Source organism: Thermoanaerobacter siderophilus SR4 (genome assembly GCF_000262445.1).
GTDB lineage: Bacteria > Bacillota > Thermoanaerobacteria > Thermoanaerobacterales > Thermoanaerobacteraceae > Thermoanaerobacter > Thermoanaerobacter ethanolicus.
Genome location: NZ_CM001486.1, coordinates 2,335,267 through 2,351,211 on the forward strand (window position 1 = coordinate 2,335,267; position 15,945 = coordinate 2,351,211).

Annotated in this window: 19 protein-coding genes, 1 pseudogene and 1 riboswitch; all 20 genes and pseudogenes read right to left on the minus strand. The window is 33.9% G+C overall.

The window, feature by feature from the left end; translation table 11 throughout:
- Positions 1 to 13: 13 nt before the first annotated feature.
- The 20 genes and pseudogenes from THESIDRAFT1_RS11565 to sigK all read right to left on the minus strand — a co-directional run bounded on the left by THESIDRAFT1_RS11565 (position 14) and on the right by sigK (position 15,904).
- Positions 14 to 1,258 carry a glutamate-5-semialdehyde dehydrogenase gene (locus THESIDRAFT1_RS11565; protein WP_006570460.1) on the minus strand — a complete coding sequence of 415 codons (1,245 nt, stop codon included), beginning with the start codon at positions 1,256 to 1,258 and terminating at the stop codon, positions 14 to 16.
- Positions 1,248 to 2,367: pseudogene (gene proB, locus THESIDRAFT1_RS11570) on the minus strand (glutamate 5-kinase). The gene THESIDRAFT1_RS11565 and the pseudogene proB overlap by 11 nt, the downstream one beginning before the upstream one ends.
- Positions 2,364 to 3,242 carry a TIM barrel protein gene (locus tag THESIDRAFT1_RS11575; protein ID WP_006570462.1) on the minus strand — a complete coding sequence of 293 codons (879 nt, stop codon included), beginning with the start codon at positions 3,240 to 3,242 and terminating at the stop codon, positions 2,364 to 2,366. The pseudogene proB and the gene THESIDRAFT1_RS11575 overlap by 4 nt, the downstream one beginning before the upstream one ends.
- Positions 3,239 to 3,754: a shikimate kinase gene (locus THESIDRAFT1_RS11580; RefSeq protein ID WP_003869823.1), complete on the minus strand. Its 516-nt coding sequence runs from the start codon at positions 3,752 to 3,754 to the stop codon at positions 3,239 to 3,241. The genes THESIDRAFT1_RS11575 and THESIDRAFT1_RS11580 overlap by 4 nt, the downstream gene beginning before the upstream one ends.
- Before the next feature lie 13 nt (positions 3,755 to 3,767).
- Entirely contained in the window at positions 3,768 to 4,523 is a 756-nt protein-coding gene (locus tag THESIDRAFT1_RS11585) for a type IV pilus inner membrane component PilO (RefSeq protein ID WP_006570463.1), read from the minus strand.
- Positions 4,524 to 5,057 carry a PilN domain-containing protein gene (locus tag THESIDRAFT1_RS11590; protein ID WP_004396414.1) on the minus strand — a complete coding sequence of 178 codons (534 nt, stop codon included), beginning with the start codon at positions 5,055 to 5,057 and terminating at the stop codon, positions 4,524 to 4,526.
- 1 nt (position 5,058) lies between these two features.
- Complete coding sequence (pilM, locus tag THESIDRAFT1_RS11595; RefSeq protein ID WP_006570464.1) at positions 5,059 to 6,018, minus strand: type IV pilus assembly protein PilM; 960 nt, start codon at positions 6,016 to 6,018, stop codon at positions 5,059 to 5,061.
- Positions 6,019 to 6,028: 10 nt separating this feature from the next.
- Positions 6,029 to 6,289: a late competence development ComFB family protein gene (locus THESIDRAFT1_RS11600; RefSeq protein WP_006570465.1), complete on the minus strand. Its 261-nt coding sequence runs from the start codon at positions 6,287 to 6,289 to the stop codon at positions 6,029 to 6,031.
- A 19-nt stretch (positions 6,290 to 6,308) separates the two neighbouring features.
- Positions 6,309 to 6,968, minus strand: coding sequence for a pilus assembly PilX N-terminal domain-containing protein (locus THESIDRAFT1_RS11605; RefSeq protein ID WP_006570466.1), 660 nt, complete (start codon positions 6,966 to 6,968; stop codon positions 6,309 to 6,311).
- Positions 6,958 to 7,440 carry a PilW family protein gene (locus THESIDRAFT1_RS11610; RefSeq protein ID WP_003869817.1) on the minus strand — a complete coding sequence of 161 codons (483 nt, stop codon included), beginning with the start codon at positions 7,438 to 7,440 and terminating at the stop codon, positions 6,958 to 6,960. The genes THESIDRAFT1_RS11605 and THESIDRAFT1_RS11610 overlap by 11 nt, the downstream gene beginning before the upstream one ends.
- Positions 7,431 to 8,111, minus strand: coding sequence for a type IV pilus modification PilV family protein (locus tag THESIDRAFT1_RS11615; RefSeq protein ID WP_006570467.1), 681 nt, complete (start codon positions 8,109 to 8,111; stop codon positions 7,431 to 7,433). The genes THESIDRAFT1_RS11610 and THESIDRAFT1_RS11615 overlap by 10 nt, the downstream gene beginning before the upstream one ends.
- Positions 8,112 to 8,121: 10 nt before the next feature.
- Entirely contained in the window at positions 8,122 to 8,571 is a 450-nt protein-coding gene (locus THESIDRAFT1_RS11620) for a prepilin-type N-terminal cleavage/methylation domain-containing protein (protein WP_003869815.1), read from the minus strand.
- Between the two features lie 4 nt (positions 8,572 to 8,575).
- Positions 8,576 to 9,334: a prepilin peptidase gene (locus THESIDRAFT1_RS11625; protein ID WP_006570468.1), complete on the minus strand. Its 759-nt coding sequence runs from the start codon at positions 9,332 to 9,334 to the stop codon at positions 8,576 to 8,578.
- A 50-nt stretch (positions 9,335 to 9,384) separates the two neighbouring features.
- Entirely contained in the window at positions 9,385 to 9,711 is a 327-nt protein-coding gene (locus tag THESIDRAFT1_RS11630; RefSeq protein ID WP_006570469.1) for a competence type IV pilus major pilin ComGC, read from the minus strand.
- A 24-nt stretch (positions 9,712 to 9,735) separates the two neighbouring features.
- Complete coding sequence (locus THESIDRAFT1_RS11635; protein ID WP_006570470.1) at positions 9,736 to 10,947, minus strand: type II secretion system F family protein; 1,212 nt, start codon at positions 10,945 to 10,947, stop codon at positions 9,736 to 9,738.
- Between the two features lie 10 nt (positions 10,948 to 10,957).
- Entirely contained in the window at positions 10,958 to 12,007 is a 1,050-nt protein-coding gene (locus tag THESIDRAFT1_RS11640) for a type IV pilus twitching motility protein PilT (RefSeq protein WP_006570471.1), read from the minus strand.
- Between the two features lie 5 nt (positions 12,008 to 12,012).
- The gene (gene gspE, locus THESIDRAFT1_RS11645; protein ID WP_006570472.1) at positions 12,013 to 13,689 is read right to left on the minus strand and encodes a type II secretion system ATPase GspE; all 1,677 of its coding nucleotides are present in this window, start codon (positions 13,687 to 13,689) and stop codon (positions 12,013 to 12,015) included.
- Between the two features lie 26 nt (positions 13,690 to 13,715).
- A riboswitch (cyclic di-GMP riboswitch) is annotated at positions 13,716 to 13,798 on the minus strand.
- Positions 13,799 to 13,801: 3 nt separating this feature from the next.
- Positions 13,802 to 14,656 (minus strand): shikimate dehydrogenase, encoded by an 855-nt coding sequence (gene aroE / locus THESIDRAFT1_RS11650; RefSeq protein ID WP_039929570.1) that lies wholly within the window; start codon positions 14,654 to 14,656, stop codon positions 13,802 to 13,804.
- A complete protein-coding gene (locus THESIDRAFT1_RS11655) occupies positions 14,646 to 15,146 on the minus strand; it encodes a YqeG family HAD IIIA-type phosphatase (RefSeq protein ID WP_006570474.1) in 501 nt (166 codons plus the stop codon). The genes aroE and THESIDRAFT1_RS11655 overlap by 11 nt, the downstream gene beginning before the upstream one ends.
- A 62-nt stretch (positions 15,147 to 15,208) precedes the next feature.
- Positions 15,209 to 15,904 (minus strand): RNA polymerase sporulation sigma factor SigK, encoded by a 696-nt coding sequence (gene sigK / locus THESIDRAFT1_RS11660; RefSeq protein WP_004396450.1) that lies wholly within the window; start codon positions 15,902 to 15,904, stop codon positions 15,209 to 15,211.
- Between the last annotated feature and the right edge of the window lie 41 nt (positions 15,905 to 15,945).

Consider the following 15,945-nt stretch of genomic DNA (forward strand, 5'->3'; position numbering starts at 1 on the left):
ACTATAATACACCTTATTTCCTTATTTGTCCACTACCTAAAATTACATATTTGTAGGTGGTAAGTTCTTTAAGTCCCATTGGCCCTCTCGCATGCATTTTTTGTGTACTTATTCCTATCTCTGCCCCAAAACCAAATTCTCCTCCATCTGTAAAGCGAGTAGAAGCATTTACATATACAGCAGCCGAATCTACTGATTTTAAAAACATCATGGCATTTTCATAATTTTCTGTAATAATGCTTTCAGAATGGCCAGTTGAATACTTCGAAATATGGTCTAAGGCTTCTTCTATGTCATTTACAACTTTTACAGCCAGTATAAGGTCTAAATATTCCGTTTCCCAATCCTTATCTGTAGCATCTTTAACTTGAGGACATATTTCTTTTGTAATTTGACACCCTCTTATTTCTACTCCCAAAGAAGTCAATTCTTCTACCATTAAAGGCAAAAATTCTTTTGCAATAGATTTGTGAACCAAAACTGTCTCTACTGCATTACATACCCCTGGTCTTTGTACTTTTGCATTCACAATGATGTCTTTTGCCATATTAAACTTGGCAGTCTCATCTACAAAAATATGGCAATTGCCTACTCCTGTCTCTATTACAGGCACTGTAGAATTTTCAATAACATTTTTTATAAGACTTGCTCCCCCTCGAGGAATAATGAGGTCAATTAGACCATTTAACTTCATCATACGGTTTACTTCTTCTCTATCGGTATTTTCTATAAGCTGTATTGCCCCTTCAGGAATACCAGCCTCATAGGCAGCTTCAGCAAGAATAGAAGAAATTGCTATATTGGAATTGATCGCATCACTTCCTCCCCTTAAAATCACCGCATTCCCCGACTTTAAACATAGGCCTGCCGCATCAGCTGTCACATTCGGGCGAGATTCATAAATTATACCTATTACTCCAATTGGCACTCTCATTTTGCCAATTTGAAGTCCATTTGGCCTCTTCCACATCTTTTCTATACTTCCTACAGGGTCAGGAAGAGCAGAAATCTCTCTTAATCCTTTTGCCATAGCTTCGACTCTTTTTTCATCAAGTTTTAGTCTATCTATGAGAGAAGCTTTTATATTCCTTTTTTCAGCCTCCACAACATCCTTTTTATTAGCCTCAAGTATTTTTCCAATATCTTTTATTAAAGCATCTGCCATGTGATTCAAAGCTAAATTCTTTGTATTTTCATCCAACACAGCCATTCTTCTTGCCGCAGCTTTTGCCTGTTTCGCCTTTACTTCAATTTCCATACTTCTCACCTCTTTCAAGTATTACAAGATTGTTCCTATGGATTACTTCATCATAATATTTATAACCTAATACCTTTTCTATTTCATGAGTTTTACAACCTTTTATCTTTTCAACTTCTTCTGAAGAATAATTAATAAGTCCTCTGGCAATCTCTTTTTCTTGATGGTCAACCACTGCAACACAGTCTCCTACATCATAATCCCCTTCAGTTTTTACAACTCCACTTGGTAATAGACTTTTCCCATGCTTTATAATAGCTTTCGCTGCTCCTTCATCAATAAAAAGAAATCCGTTCACTTTCGCATTAAAAGCAATCCAAATTTTCCTGCTATTTATCGGGTTTTTCATAGGCAAAAATGTAGTGCCAATTTTTTTCGCCATTTGCTATCCTATTTAATACATTGTCAATTTTCCCATTCGCTATAATCATCTTAACTCCTGAATTCCAACATATCTTTGCTGCCTGAATCTTTGTATACATTCCCCCAGTTCCTCTTTTTGTCCCAGCACTACCCGCAATTTTAAACAATTCATCTGAAAACTCTTCTACGATTTCTATAATTTTTGCCTCTTTATAAATTCGAGGGTCTTTATTATAAAGTCCATCAATGTCAGTCAAAATTATCAAAAGGTCAGCCTCAACTAAACTAGCAAGCAGCGCCGCTAAAGTGTCATTGTCTCCAATTTTAATTTCATCAACAGTTACTGTATCATTCTCATTTATTATTGGCACAACGCCCCATTTGAGCAGGTTTGACAAGGTATAACTGACATTTAAATACCTTCTTCTATCGCTAAAATCTTCCTTAGTCAAAAGAACTTGCGCAGTAATTTTGCCATATTCATTAAAAAACTTTTCATAAATCTCAATTAAAAGCCCTTGCCCTATAGCCGCTAGGGATTGCTTTTCTGGAATGGTTTTAGGTTTTTCCTTTAAATTTAATTTTCCCATTCCAGCTCCAATTGCCCCAGAGGTTACTAATACTACTTCCTCTCCTCTGTTTAATAAATTAGCAATTTGCCTTACTAACTTCTCCATTATTTCTAAGTTCAATTTACCATTTTCATATGTCAAAGTGCTTGTACCAACTTTTACTACAATTCTCATACTTTCGACATCCTTTTTGCAACATTAAGATATATCTCTTTTAGTTTTAAAGCATCTTCTGCCATAGTTCCCCTTGATTCACATATGACAATAGGCTCCATCTTTCTTTCATAGAAAAGCTGTGCCAAAGGCTCAAATTCTGGCCCGTATTGAGTGTCATTTAACGTCCAATGCCTTTTTTCTCCCTGATCTGTGTATTCAATTCTGCTAAAATGGACGTGTATCTTTTTCGCCCTTTCTTTTCCCAAATACCTTTCAATAATATCCAAAACCTCTGCATAATCTTCTATAGACTTAAACCTTCCATTATCTCTTGCATGTAAATGGGCAAAGTCTATAGTAGGAATAATTCTCTTATCCACATTGCACAGCTCCAATACTTCTTCTAAAGTACCCAATTGGTTTTTCTTTCCCATTGTCTCTGGACATATGGTTACGTCAGTAAGTCCTTTGTCCTCCATCTCTTTTAAAATTTCATTTAAAACTTTTTTTGCTCTCTCTAAAGCCTCTTTTCTCGTCCCTTCAGTCGCAGAGCCAGGATGAAAAGTTACCCTTTTTGCCCCCATCCATTTTCCCGCAATTAAACTATCTATTAAGTATCTTTTAGAATTCTCCATTTTGGTTTTATCAGTAGTAGCTAAGTTTATGTAATAAGGAGCATGAACAGTAATAGTTATGTTGAATTTTTGTGCGTTTTCCTTAACCTCTTTCGCCATCTTTTCGCTAATTTTTATTCCCCTTGAAAAAGAATATTCATACGCATCAAGCCCCATGTTATAAAGCCATTCAGGCATCTCTAGAGAAGACTTATGCCCTTCTTTGTAAAAACTGTCGGAATTCCCAGAAGGTCCAAATTTTATCGTCAATCCCCTCATCCTTTCTTAAGTCTAATGTAAGCCTTTATAACTTCCTCTGCTACTTCATCTATTGTCATATCGGATACATCAATAGTGTAGTCAGCAAACCTATAAAAAGGCTCTCTTTCTCTTAGAAGCTGTCTTATTTTTTCTTCTGGATTATCCACCATAAGAAGAGGCCTGTCTTTATTCTTTCCTATATTCCTCAATATAATTTCTGGCCTCGCTGTAAAGCAAATTACAACTCCATTTTTTCTTAATTGTACAATATTTGAAGGATTTAATACAACACCCCCTCCTGTAGCAATCACAAAATTTTTTAATCGAGCTGCTTTTATAACCGCTGCTTTTTCCAATCTCCTAAAATAGTCTTCTCCATATTTTTCAAAAATATCTGAAACAGTCATATTTGCCATTTTTTCAATCATTTTATCAGTATCTATAAAACCGAAGGACATAGTGGTAGCTACTTTTTTGCCAACAGTAGTTTTCCCGGTAGCCATAAAACCCGTTAAAACGATGTTTTTCATGAATATTTCCTCCCTAAGGCAATGAAGGTATTTTCTCTTTTAAAACTTTTTCTATAGTATCAGTTATTACCTTATTCACATCTATGTTTTGAGGAGATTGAGAAGCAGAAGGCTGTTCTACATTATTTGATTGTTCACTTCTGGTATCATCATACAGAGACTTGAAAGGGTCACTTTTACCTTTTAAAAAATCTGTCGGTATTGAAGTACCACTACTGTCTTTCATTGAATAAATAAAGATCTGTAGAGTCAAAAGAAGGTTGTGCTGATTTTGGTCTTTTTCAATAGAGAAACTTTGAATGTTACAAAGTCTCTTAGAATTTTGTATTTCATTTAGAAAAGCTATAATCTCATCGTAATTACCTGAAACAGTAATATTTACGGGTATTGTCACAAAATCTTCTTTTTTCACATTACTAGTTTCTTTTTGACTTTGATCTTGGTTTTCAAAAGTTAAGCTTTTTGTCTTTACACCTGTATCATTGACCATTTGTTGTAAATTAAAAAGAAAAATTTCTATATCCCTTTCTTCTGGTAAAATCATGCTTAATTCCTTTAGTTGAGTTTGTTGCTTGTCTAAACCTTCTCTTAAATTTTTATTGTTTAAAGCAGTTACTTGTTCTAAAATTTGTCTTTTATTTTTTAATTCAATAGATAAATTTCGTATTTCTAAAATTTTGGGAGTTAAATAATATTGATAATAAAGTGCAAAAAATCCGAGTATGACAGCAAAGTAAATTAATACTCTTTCTCTTCTTGTAAGCTTCATCTATGATACCACCTTGATTTTTACTTGTAAAACATATTTTAGAAGGCCTTTATCTGTCAAATCCACCGATATCACTTTCACATCTTCTACATAACTTATACTTCTTAGGTTAAGCATAAAAGCTGCTATATCAGATTCTGAAAGTGCTTGTCCATCTATTTCCAAAATATTTTTCTCATATTTCAAAGAATCAATAGATACTTTTTCAGGTATATTTGAGGCTAAATTTTGCAATATACCTACTGCATCCACTTTTTGCTTTTTCAATTTTTCTATTAAGCTTTTCTTCTTTTCTATATAAGCGGATAAATCTTTTACATTTTGCTGCAACTGAGAAATGTCTTTAAATTTACCTAATTCATTATCTGCGTATTTTAAGTCTTGATACAATTTATTGATATATACCAGTGGAAAAGCTATTAAGGCAAAAATAACGGTGGTTAAAACAAACACAAAAAAAAGACGGGATATTTGTTTTTTTCTTCGCATTTTTTGTTCCTTTAGTTCAGCTGGTATGAGGTTTATATCCTTCAACCTATTCCCCCCTTAAAAGGCATCCATAAACAGGTAAAAAGTATAAATAATCTTCTGTTTCTATCACAAAAGTAGGTATCCTAAAATAATCTTCCACGTATTCTCTCAATCCTAAAAGTTTAGAAGTACCACCTAACATGATAATTTTTTGTATATTTTTATGATATGTGGCATAATAAAAATCAAATATTCTGCTTAGCTGTTGAAACACTTCCGAAAAGGATAAAAGTATAGTATCTTCTATATCCTTATAGTTTTCTTCTCCAATAAATTTTTTTGCCCTTTTATATTCTTCTGCTGCTTGAAAATCTATATTAAAGGCATTCGCAATTATTTGTGTAATTTTATTTCCACCAAACTCTATGCTCCTACTAAAAATGTAATTTCCGTTATCAATCACCGTCACATTGGTAACAACTGCCCCTATATCTACAACTGACACTATTCCTTCAGCTAAATTCACCTTTTTACAAGCTTTATAAATTGAATTGCTATAAATATCAATGGCTTCTAATTTTAATTTTAACATCTCTGCTAATTTAACATATTTTTCTATTATATCCTTAGGAGAAGAGGCAATCAGTACTCTAATCATTTTATCTTTCTCCGCAATATTAGGTAAATATCTATAATCTATTACATAATTTTCATAATCAGGGATGTATTGCTCAATCTCATAGTATAAGGCCTTTTCGACTTCCTCTTCTTTCATTAGTGGCAATTCTAAATCCCTTATTATATTATTTGAGCTGGAAATAGTAAAACACACTTGTTTTTCTTTGATATTGTTCCTTTTCAAAGTCTCATTAATTACATCTGCCAATGAATTTATATCAATAATTTTACCATTAGTTATCACATTAGAAGGCGTATTTATCATTAACCTTTTACCAAAGAATTTATTCTTTTTTTCTCCAACTAATAATTTTGTATTAAAATTCCCTATTTCAATTCCAAGCATTTTTTACCTCCTAATGGCGCTTATTGTTATTCACTTTAATAGCAGCCATTGTTATAGCTTTTATTATGTCTACCTCAAATTGCCTGGCTAACTCATTTGTCTTTACATATAGTTCTCCTTCTTCTGATACAACATATTTTGGAGGTAAATTGTTAAGTGCTAAAGCTTTTATGTCCATTCTACACCTGTCGCATTTACAAACGTCTAAATCTTTCAAAACCTTATCCATCATTTGGTCAACAGCGTCTTCCATGTAATTTTTAAGATGCATAAAAACCCTCTCCTTATTTTTATTGTGTTTGTGGAATTGAATCAATTATCCACTTATCTACTATAGGTGGAGACTGTGATGCATTACCACTAAGAATCACCTTATAATTCGCACTCTTATCAGAACCCATCTTCGTAATATTTACATTAATATTAAATGTAATCTCCGCATAACCGTAACGTACGATTTTGTTCATCCTACCTTCCGTCCATGCACGTACTTTATAGTTTAAAACTTGAGTTCCTTCATTTTCAAAAGCTTTAATTGAAGGAGGAACCATTTCTATACTGTCAATTTTATACTCTTGTCCTGAATCACCCAGTGAAATCCACTCCCCTACTGGGATGTCAAGTCCAAATGACTCCTTTAATAAATTTTTGGCATCTTGTTTATACTGAATTTTAGTTGTATTTTTATTTTCAACTACATTTATCCAAAATTCACCTTTCCCTTTTCCTTTACCTTTTCCTTGATAAGCATCTAACAAAGCTATGTTAAATTCATTTTTTACTCGTTCAAGGCCAGCTTCTGCTGCATAAGTAGCTGAGATAGAGTTTGCATAAGCATGAGAAATTTTGTAATTGGTAACAGTTACTTCTAAAATTGCTACAGCTAAAACTGTGAGAATCAAAATTACCATTAAAGTAAAAATTAAAGCAGAACCTCTCTCATTGAACATTTATACCACTCTTTCTTAAAAAAACGTCTGTAGAAAGAGAAAATCTGTTTGAGCCGTTATCATCACTTTGTCCAATTATTTCAATATTTATCATGTTGCCATTTTTTTGAATTATATTAAATCCGTAAATCTTTACAGCTAATTCGTGACCTACATTGTCATTAATATACAAAGCATGTTTTTTGTTGTCTAGCTTTATTGTAATCTCATCACGATTATTCACATCTTTCATCAATAAGCCATGGCCATTATCAATAATAATGACTTCAGAAGGGCCTTTTTCTAATAAAGATATGATATAATTCATAGCAAACCTGACATTTTGCTCTACATCTACACTGTTTTCAGTGCTTATGAAGGATTTAAAGCCCGAATAATATAAAGAAGAGTAAACTCCTATTACCACTCCGAGTATTGCCAATGTTACGATAAGTTCGATGAGGGTAAATCCTTCTTCTTTTCTCACCACCATTTTAACCACCATGGAACCTTAACGCCAGTAATTTCTGAAGCTTTTGTCCCTATTGCTTTTAAACTAGTAACTCCCTGTTTTATCATGTTAACAATAGTGTCTGCTATAGTGAAAATTTTTGTTTTGGTAACCTCATTCCAACCCAATGTGATTACCACAAAAACTAAAAATAAAGCAGTCCATGTAGCAATTATCACTATTGTTATCAGGTCCACTACATGCTTTATTGCATCATTACTACTGCTACCGCCTCCACTTGGGTCTTCCTCAGAAGGTATTTCTACAGGAACATAAGAAGTAATTTCCGTTGCAGGCGCCATAACATAAAGGGTATACATAGGAGTGTTTGAACCAATTTTTCCTACTTTTATTTGATACTGAGAAACTTCCGCTGTAGAGGTTTGCTGTTCTACATAGGCTATAAAGCCTTCTTTTTCAAAGTCAGTTACTACTTTGGCAAGGTCTGCCTTGTCTTTTACAATTCCCGCCTTTATGTTTTCTGCAATTGTCTGTGCAATTGTAGCTTCTTTTGTCTTTATCTTAGAGTTAGCAGAAGTTATAGCAGATTGACTAAAAATGCCCAAAAGAGGTATTGCCACTATTGCAAATATAGCTATTGAGACAAGTACCTCTATTAAAGTCATGCCTTTATTATCCTTTAAAATCTTCATAAAATCACTCCTAATAATTCCCCTTTATCATAATACGCCCTGTAGCAGGAAGCACAGTTATATAAATTTCTTTTTTGTTATTTTTTAAAGTTATTGTACAACCTCCAGTAGATGGAACCCCCATCTGATTAAACCTTATTTCTTTTTGTATATTTTTCTCTATTATAATTCCTTTAGGCAAATCCTTTGTCTTAATATTTTTATCGTCCTCATATCTATTTATGTAATAACCAGTCTTATCGGGTTTGATTTCAAAATATAAATTTTCTCTTTCGAAAATACTTTTGTGCTGAATATATCTTAAATCCTTCACAACTTCATGAGCTATAAGAGTAAGTCTTACATTTGACCTTGTCGCATCAAAAAAGTCAGTCGAAGGAATAACTATAAGAACTATAACTGTAAAAATTGCCAAAACCGTTACAAGCTCTATTAAAGTTAATCCTTCCTCTCTTTTCATAAGCTTAACCTCTTATGAATTTTATATAATAGTTAAGAATCTCATACCCATACAAAATTGAAATAAACCATGCAATGGAAATGTGGGGTGCAAAAGGAATGTAATCTTTTCTCCCTTTAATTTTCAAAGCTACTAATATAGCTCCTCCCAATGCTCCAATGATTACAGAAAGGAAAAGCACTAAAATTGTAAGCTTCCATCCTATAAAAAATCCAATTAACGCCATAAGTTTTATGTCTCCTCCTCCCATCTCTCCTCCTGAAATTAAAGAGATGAGAAGGAGAATTCCTCCACCTAAGACTAAACCCAACACATAATCCAAAAATCCATAATTGTACATTAACAATCGAAAGATTATAGCACCTACAAATCCTGCAATAATTATTTTATTTGGCACTATTTTGTGTTCCATATCAATAAAACTTATTGAAATCAATATAGAAGCTAAAAACATGTAAGAAAAAGCTTTAAAATCTAAACCAAATTTATAGTAAATTATCAAAAACACAATTCCAGTCAATACTTCAACAACAGGATACCTTGCTGAAATCTTTTCTCCACAATACCTACATCTTCCTTTAAGTAGAATATAACTCAATATAGGTATTAAATCAATAGTTTTTAATTCATGTCCACATTTAGGGCAATGAGAAGGAGGATAGACTATTGACTCTTTTCTTGGCACTCTGTGTATGACCACATTTAAAAAACTTCCTATAATTGTGCCGAATAAAAATATCAGTATGTAAAGTAGTATCTCCATAATGACCTCCTAAAAAAATATTAAGGAGGGCACAAAAATGTGCCCTGAAGTTATGGTAAAGTAACTTCGCCAGTAGAAGAATTGTAGTTAAAATCTTTTCCATCCTGAGTTTTTGGTACTTTGTCAATATAGTTAGGAACAAGGTCATTTAATGATGTTGGGTATGTTTGGTCATGCTCAACATAATACCTCTCTATTGCATTTTGTAAAATTTTTAAATTTGCCTCATCAGCATTAGTCTTAGCATTTGACAATGAAGTTGTCACTCTTGGCACTGCAATGGCTGCCAGTATCCCTAAAATTGCAATGACAACAATCAATTCAATTAGTGTAAAACCTCTCTCATCCTTGTTTAATGCTTTTACAAACCATTCCATCCTTTTTCACCCCCTTTCCCAATATCACTGGCCTATGAAATTGTATAATTGGAACAGCGGCATGACAATTGAAATAACTATAAATCCTACCACTGTCGCCAGCATAACAATTATTAATGGCTCTAGAAGAGTTGTCATTTGTGACACGGCTGTATCCACTTCTCCGTCATAAAAATCCGCAGTTTTATTTAATATGCTGTCCAATGAACCTGAACTTTCACCAATACTTATCATCTGAATTACCATTAGCGGGAAAATGCCAATTCTTTTTAAAGGTTCTGAAAGGGGTAAGCCTTTTTTTATATCCTCTTGAGCTTTCCCAAGACCTTCTGCTACTACTGTATTACCCACAACTTTTTCTACTACTTCCATTGCCTTCATAAGCGGTACACCAGCACTTATCAATGTTCCTAAAGTCCTTGTAAACCTGGAAATTAAAATCTTTTTGTTTAGAGGGCCAAAGATTGGCATGTTTAAAAGCATTCTGTCATAAATGCGCCTTCCTTCAGGTGTCTTCAAAAAACTCGAAATCGAATAAGAAATCAGGAAAATTACTCCTGTGTAAAAGTACCAATATTGAGATATAGAACTGCTTATAGCAATAAGTATTCGAGTGGGAAGAGGCAACTGAACTCCAGCATTTTTAAACATACCTACAAAAATAGGTAAAACATTTGTCAAAAGAAAAATAACAACTAATACAGCTACAACAGATACAATAAGAGGATAAGTCAAAGCAGACTTTACTTTTTGATTTAATTCATTTTCCTTCTCATAGTGGTCCGCCATTTCATTCATTACTTTATCAAGAGTTCCACTCACTTCCCCTACTTCCACCATGTTATAAAGAAGCATAGGAAAAACATCTCCGTATTTTTTCATTGCATCAGACAAAGTCCTTCCCTTTTGAACTTCCTCATAAACTTCGCTTATAGCTCTTTTTAGCCTTTTATTCTCCACTTGCTCCTTAATAGTGGCCAAAGCCGTCACGATGGGTATACCTGCATTTATTAAAGTAGCAAATTGTCTACAAAAAACAGCAATATCTTTTATCTTTACCTTTTTAAAAGAGCCAAAATCTAATATGTCCTGTTTTACAACTTCTTCTTTGATGTCAATTATATAATAATTTTTTTGCTTTAAAACATCAATGCACTGAGCCTTTGAATCAACTTCCAAAGTCCCTGTAACGAGATTTCCTCCCATATCCCTTGCCCTATATGCATACAACGGCATATAATCACCTCTATATCATGCGAGAAAAATTCTCTTGGTCCACACAATAGGTCAATGCATCCTCCAAAGAAATAACTCCTCTTTTTAACAGATGTAAAATAGACATATCCATTGTCATCATTCCAAACTTGCTACCTGTTTGAACTGCCGACTGTATCTGGAAAGTCTTCCCTTCTCTTATGAGATTTCTTATAGCAGGAGTAGCAATCATCACTTCTGTCGCAACTACTCTGCCGGTGTTGTCCTTTTTAGGTATAAGCTGTTGAGAAATAATTCCCTCTAAAACATTTGAAAGCTGAATTTTTATCTGCTGCTGCTGATGGGGAGGAAAAACATCAATAATCCTATCGATCGTCTTAACGGCTCCTATTGTGTGAAGAGTGGACAAAACAAGATGGCCTGTCTCAGCAGCAGTTATAGCAATTTGGATGGTTTCTAAATCCCTCATCTCTCCCACTAATATAACATCCGGGTCCTCCCTTAAAGCAGCCCTTAAAGCTGAAGCGTAAGATGCCGCATCATGCCCAATCTCTCTTTGATTTACTATGCTTTTGTTGTGTTTATGTAAATATTCTATAGGGTCTTCCAATGTGAGAATATGACAAGTCCTTTTAGAGTTTATCCAATCCACCATCGCAGCCAGTGTAGTAGATTTACCACTGCCAGTAGGTCCTGTTACCAATATAAGCCCTCTTGCCTTTAAAGCTAAGTCTTTAAGCATTGGAGGAAGTCCCAATTCCTCTATTGTAGGTATTCTCAAAGCTACAGACCTTATTGCAAGGCTATAACTTCCCCTTTGTTTGTATACATTTATTCTAAACCTTCCTACTCCTGTAACTGAATAGGACAAATCAATATCTCCATTTTGTTCTAACTTTTTCAATTGCTCACTTGTCAATAAATCCTTAACTATTTCTTCAGTCTGCCCAGGGGTAAAAGGCTCCCCTTCTAATTTTTCTAAATAGCCATTAATTCTAAGAACTGGAGGTACTCCAACCGTTATATGCAAGTCTGAAGCTTTTCTTTCAACTACTAATTTTAAAAGTTCCTTTGTATCCATATCCCTCATTCCTCGTAAGTTAGTCTTATCATTTCATCAATTGTAGTTTTTCCTTGTAATACAAGTCTTTTAGCACTTTCTCGTAAAGTTTTCATGCCATTTTTTACAGCCTGAGCTCCAATAACATCAGAGGAAACCTTAGCATTTATAAGCTCTCTAATATCAGAAGTAACAGTCATTATCTCATATATAGGAATTCTTCCCCTATAGCCTGTTTTATTACAAACAGGGCACCCTCTCCCCTTGTATAAAGTAATGTCTTCATTTTCTGAAATTCCCAATAGCTCTTTTTCACCTTTGGAAGCTTTATAAGAAATTCTACAGTTATCACATATTTTTCTCGCCAATCTCTGAGCAATAACCCCTACTACAGAAGAAGATACAAGATAAGGCTCTATACCCATATCTATAAGCCTAGTCACCGCTCCCGCCGCATCATTTGTATGCAAAGTGGAAAGGACTAAGTGCCCTGTTATGGCAGAACGAATAGCTATCTCAGCAGTTTCAGTATCTCTAATTTCTCCAATCATAATTATATCAGGGTCTTGCCTCAAAATTGACCTAAGAGCAGTCGCAAAGGTAAGGCCTGCCTTTTCATTAACTTGTACCTGGTTTATTCCCTCAAGGGAATACTCAACAGGGTCCTCAACAGTTATTATATTAACATTGGGTTTGTTAAGCTCTCTCAGCATTGCATAAAGAGTGGTGGTTTTCCCACTACCTGTAGGACCAGTCAAAAGCACAATGCCATTAGGCCTTTTGATAAGTTTATCAAAGAGCACCAGATCCTCTTCTTCAAAACCTAATTGCTCCTTTGTCATTATAAAATTTTCCTTGTCTAAAAGCCTCAATACCAATTTCTCTCCAAAAACAGTGGGCAACGAAGAAACTCTTATGTCAATATTTTTACCACCTGTAGTAAAATCAAATCTGCCATCTTGAGGAAGTCTTCTTTCAGCGATGTTCATATTAGCCATAATTTTTACTCTTGTCACAACAGGGGCATGGGTACTTTTTATAGTCCTCATAGCTTCTGTTAATTGTCCATCTATCCTAAATCGAATTCTAAGGTCTTTTTCAGTAGGTTCAATGTGAATATCTGAAGCCCTATTTTTTATTGCCTGCTCAATTATAGAATTTACAAAGCGTACAGCAGGCGCGTTTTGTACTTCTTCAAGAATCTCATCTGGCAGCTCTTCTTGACTTTCACTTTGAAACTCCTTTTTAAAATCCTGTACTGCTTTTTCTGCCTGTTCTCTTCCGTAAATTCTATCTATGGCTTTTAAGATACTTCCTTCAGAAGCAATTAAAGGCTTTACATTTTGTTTCGTAATGATTCTCACATCATCTAGTGCAAAAATATTCAGAGGGTCTGCCATTGCTACCAATATACCATCTTCATCTTTTTTTATAGGAATAATAGTATGTCTTTTAGCAACAGCTTCGGGAATTAATTTTGCCACATCTGGGTCAATATAGTATTTTTGCAAATCTACATGTGGAATACCTAATTGAAATTCTAAAGCCTCTAGTATTTGGCTTTCTGTAACATACCCCAATTTAATGAGAACTTTTCCTAACTTTTCTCCTGTTTTGCTCTGAACTTCTATTGCGTGCTTTAGTTGTTCTTCTGTTATAAGCCCTACCTCAACTAAAAGCTCTCCTAGCTTTTTTTTGGCCATAAAATATACCTCCAAAAATAATAAAGCCGACATAAGCCGGTTGCACCACTGTATCCGTGAGGCATAAAGTGCCCACATATAGCCTCACTTCATCTACTCTTTATAAAATATTCTACAAATTATGCGTAATTCCTTCTTTTAAATACATGTATACCAAATTTTTGTCGAAAAATTCCCCTGTCCACAACTTGAAAGAATAATTAGCTTGATTAAGTAGCATAAAAAGTCCATTAGAATACTTTATTCCATTCTTTTTCGCATGTTTTAAAAAAGTAGTTTCAAAAGGGTTGTAAATAAGGTCATATACAAATTTAGCTTTTGAAACCACTCTTTCGCTAACAGGTGAATCTTCCACATTTGGATACATTCCCATGCTTGTAGTATTAACAAGCATGTCTATTTCTGGTATTTCTTCTACTTCATTTATACTACAGTAATCGCACTGAATCTTAAATTCCCTTTTAATATATTCTGACAAATCTTTTGCTCTTTCAACACTTCTATTGGCAATTATTATCGAATCTATCCCTTTTAGAGCAAGAGCAACACAAACTGCCTTAGAAGCCCCACCAGCTCCTAAAACAACAGCTTTCCTCCCTTCAATTTTTTCTCCTACTTCTGTTAATGAGTCTATAAAGCCATAGACATCCGTATTATATCCTTTTAATATTCCTCCTTCATTGACTACAGTATTGACTGCGCCAATTTTTAATGCTTCTTCTGAGACCACATCTAGGTATTTAATTATTTTCTCTTTATGTGGCACAGTCACATTAAATCCTTTTATTCCTAAAGCTTTGGCTCCTTTTACTGCATCTTCAAGTTTTTCTGGCAAAACGTCAAAAGCAGTGTAGACACAATTTAAATCTAAAGAATTAAAAGCATAGTTATGTATTAAAGGTGATAAACTATGTTCTACAGGATGGCCTATAAGACCATACAGTTTAGTATTTGCATTAATTTTCATATTCCTCAATCCTTTTAAGTACATGTCTTTCCGCCCTTCTCATAAGCTTAGTCCATCCTAATTCCTCTTTCGATAAAGGCTTTACTAAAATAGTATATAAGCCTGCTCTTTTTCCCCCAAAAATATCAGTAAATATTTGGTCTCCTATCAAAGCAGTCTCATTAGGCTTAGCATCTAAAATCTTTAAAGCCTTTTTAAAAGCTCCTTTTCTCGGTTTAATAGCCCAAGCTATTCCAGGTACACCAACTTTTTCTTTAAATTCATTCACTCGCCTTTTAGTGTTATTTGAAATAAGGCAAATTTTAAATCCTTCTTCTTTCATTTTTTCCAACCATTCGATAGTTTGTTTATCAGGAAATTTTGATTTTTGAGGTACCAATGTGTTGTCAATATCTAAGACAAGACTAGTAATTCCTTTTTCTTTTAAAAAATCCAAATCAATTTGATAAATATTTTCCACTATCATATCAGGAATCAACTTTTCATACATATGTTCACCTCATTTTGTTAAAATTATATAATAAAAAAAATAAACTGTCAATACAAACAGTTTTACATGGAAAGCTCTTTAAAAAGCTTATTTAAAGCCTTCTTTTCAATCCTTGAGACATAGGAACGAGATATACCAAGCATCTTTGCTATTTCTCTTTGAGTCCTCACTTTCCCATTGTACAGACCATACCTCATTTCTATAATTAACCGTTCTCTATTTTTTAAAACGCTGTTCATTTTACTGTACAACTTTTTAATTTGAAGTTTTTTCTCCACTTGCTCTGATATTTCATCTTCCTCTGTGCCAAGTACATCCATCAAAGATATCTCATTGCCTTCTTTATCTACTCCAATAGGATCCTGTAAAAAAACCTCCCCTTTCATCTTTTTTTCTGCTCTTATAGACATAAGTATCTCATTTTCTATACATCTTGCTGCGTATGTGGCAAGATGAGTACCTTTTGAAGAATCAAAAGTAGAAATTGCTTTTATAAGCCCTATTGTTCCAATAGATATCAAGTCGTCTATATCTTTACCAGTTCCACTGTATTTTTTTACTACATGGGCTACCAATCTCAAGTTCCTCTCTATTAAAATATTCCTCGCTTCCTCATCACCGTTTCTATAAGCTTCTAAATATTTTTTTTCCTCTTCTGGAGTAAGTGGATTGGGAAAAGAGTTGGTGTTTGTCAAGTAACCAAGATTTAAGATTTCCTTTACAATTGATGCCAAAATTGCAACAACAACTTCCCACATTGCCGCCACCCCTTTTTTCAACATTACACATCTATTATATG

What these genes read in the sequence shown, in the direction of transcription:
- THESIDRAFT1_RS11580 (WP_003869823.1), bottom strand. Translation starts at nt 3,754, where the DNA reads ATGAAAAACATCGTTTTAACGGGTTTTATGGCTACCGGGAAAACTACT.
- THESIDRAFT1_RS11585 (WP_006570463.1), bottom strand. Translation starts at nt 4,523, where the DNA reads ATGAAGCTTACAAGAAGAGAAAGAGTATTAATTTACTTTGCTGTCATA.
- gspE (WP_006570472.1), bottom strand. Translation starts at nt 13,689, where the DNA reads ATGGCCAAAAAAAAGCTAGGAGAGCTTTTAGTTGAGGTAGGGCTTATA.
- aroE (WP_039929570.1), bottom strand. Translation starts at nt 14,656, where the DNA reads ATGAAAATTAATGCAAATACTAAACTGTATGGTCTTATAGGCCATCCT.
- THESIDRAFT1_RS11575 (WP_006570462.1), bottom strand. Translation starts at nt 3,242, where the DNA reads ATGAGGGGATTGACGATAAAATTTGGACCTTCTGGGAATTCCGACAGT.
- THESIDRAFT1_RS11635 (WP_006570470.1), bottom strand. Translation starts at nt 10,947, where the DNA reads ATGCCGTTGTATGCATATAGGGCAAGGGATATGGGAGGAAATCTCGTT.
- THESIDRAFT1_RS11630 (WP_006570469.1), bottom strand. Translation starts at nt 9,711, where the DNA reads ATGGAATGGTTTGTAAAAGCATTAAACAAGGATGAGAGAGGTTTTACA.
- THESIDRAFT1_RS11625 (WP_006570468.1), bottom strand. Translation starts at nt 9,334, where the DNA reads ATGGAGATACTACTTTACATACTGATATTTTTATTCGGCACAATTATA.
- THESIDRAFT1_RS11605 (WP_006570466.1), bottom strand. Translation starts at nt 6,968, where the DNA reads ATGTTCAATGAGAGAGGTTCTGCTTTAATTTTTACTTTAATGGTAATT.
- THESIDRAFT1_RS11655 (WP_006570474.1), bottom strand. Translation starts at nt 15,146, where the DNA reads ATGTATGAAAAGTTGATTCCTGATATGATAGTGGAAAATATTTATCAA.
- THESIDRAFT1_RS11615 (WP_006570467.1), bottom strand. Translation starts at nt 8,111, where the DNA reads ATGAAGATTTTAAAGGATAATAAAGGCATGACTTTAATAGAGGTACTT.
- THESIDRAFT1_RS11565 (WP_006570460.1), bottom strand. Translation starts at nt 1,258, where the DNA reads ATGGAAATTGAAGTAAAGGCGAAACAGGCAAAAGCTGCGGCAAGAAGA.
- sigK (WP_004396450.1), bottom strand. Translation starts at nt 15,904, where the DNA reads ATGTGGGAAGTTGTTGTTGCAATTTTGGCATCAATTGTAAAGGAAATC.
- THESIDRAFT1_RS11640 (WP_006570471.1), bottom strand. Translation starts at nt 12,007, where the DNA reads ATGGATACAAAGGAACTTTTAAAATTAGTAGTTGAAAGAAAAGCTTCA.
- pilM (WP_006570464.1), bottom strand. Translation starts at nt 6,018, where the DNA reads ATGCTTGGAATTGAAATAGGGAATTTTAATACAAAATTATTAGTTGGA.
- THESIDRAFT1_RS11610 (WP_003869817.1), bottom strand. Translation starts at nt 7,440, where the DNA reads ATGGTGGTGAGAAAAGAAGAAGGATTTACCCTCATCGAACTTATCGTA.
- THESIDRAFT1_RS11600 (WP_006570465.1), bottom strand. Translation starts at nt 6,289, where the DNA reads ATGCATCTTAAAAATTACATGGAAGACGCTGTTGACCAAATGATGGAT.
- THESIDRAFT1_RS11620 (WP_003869815.1), bottom strand. Translation starts at nt 8,571, where the DNA reads ATGAAAAGAGAGGAAGGATTAACTTTAATAGAGCTTGTAACGGTTTTG.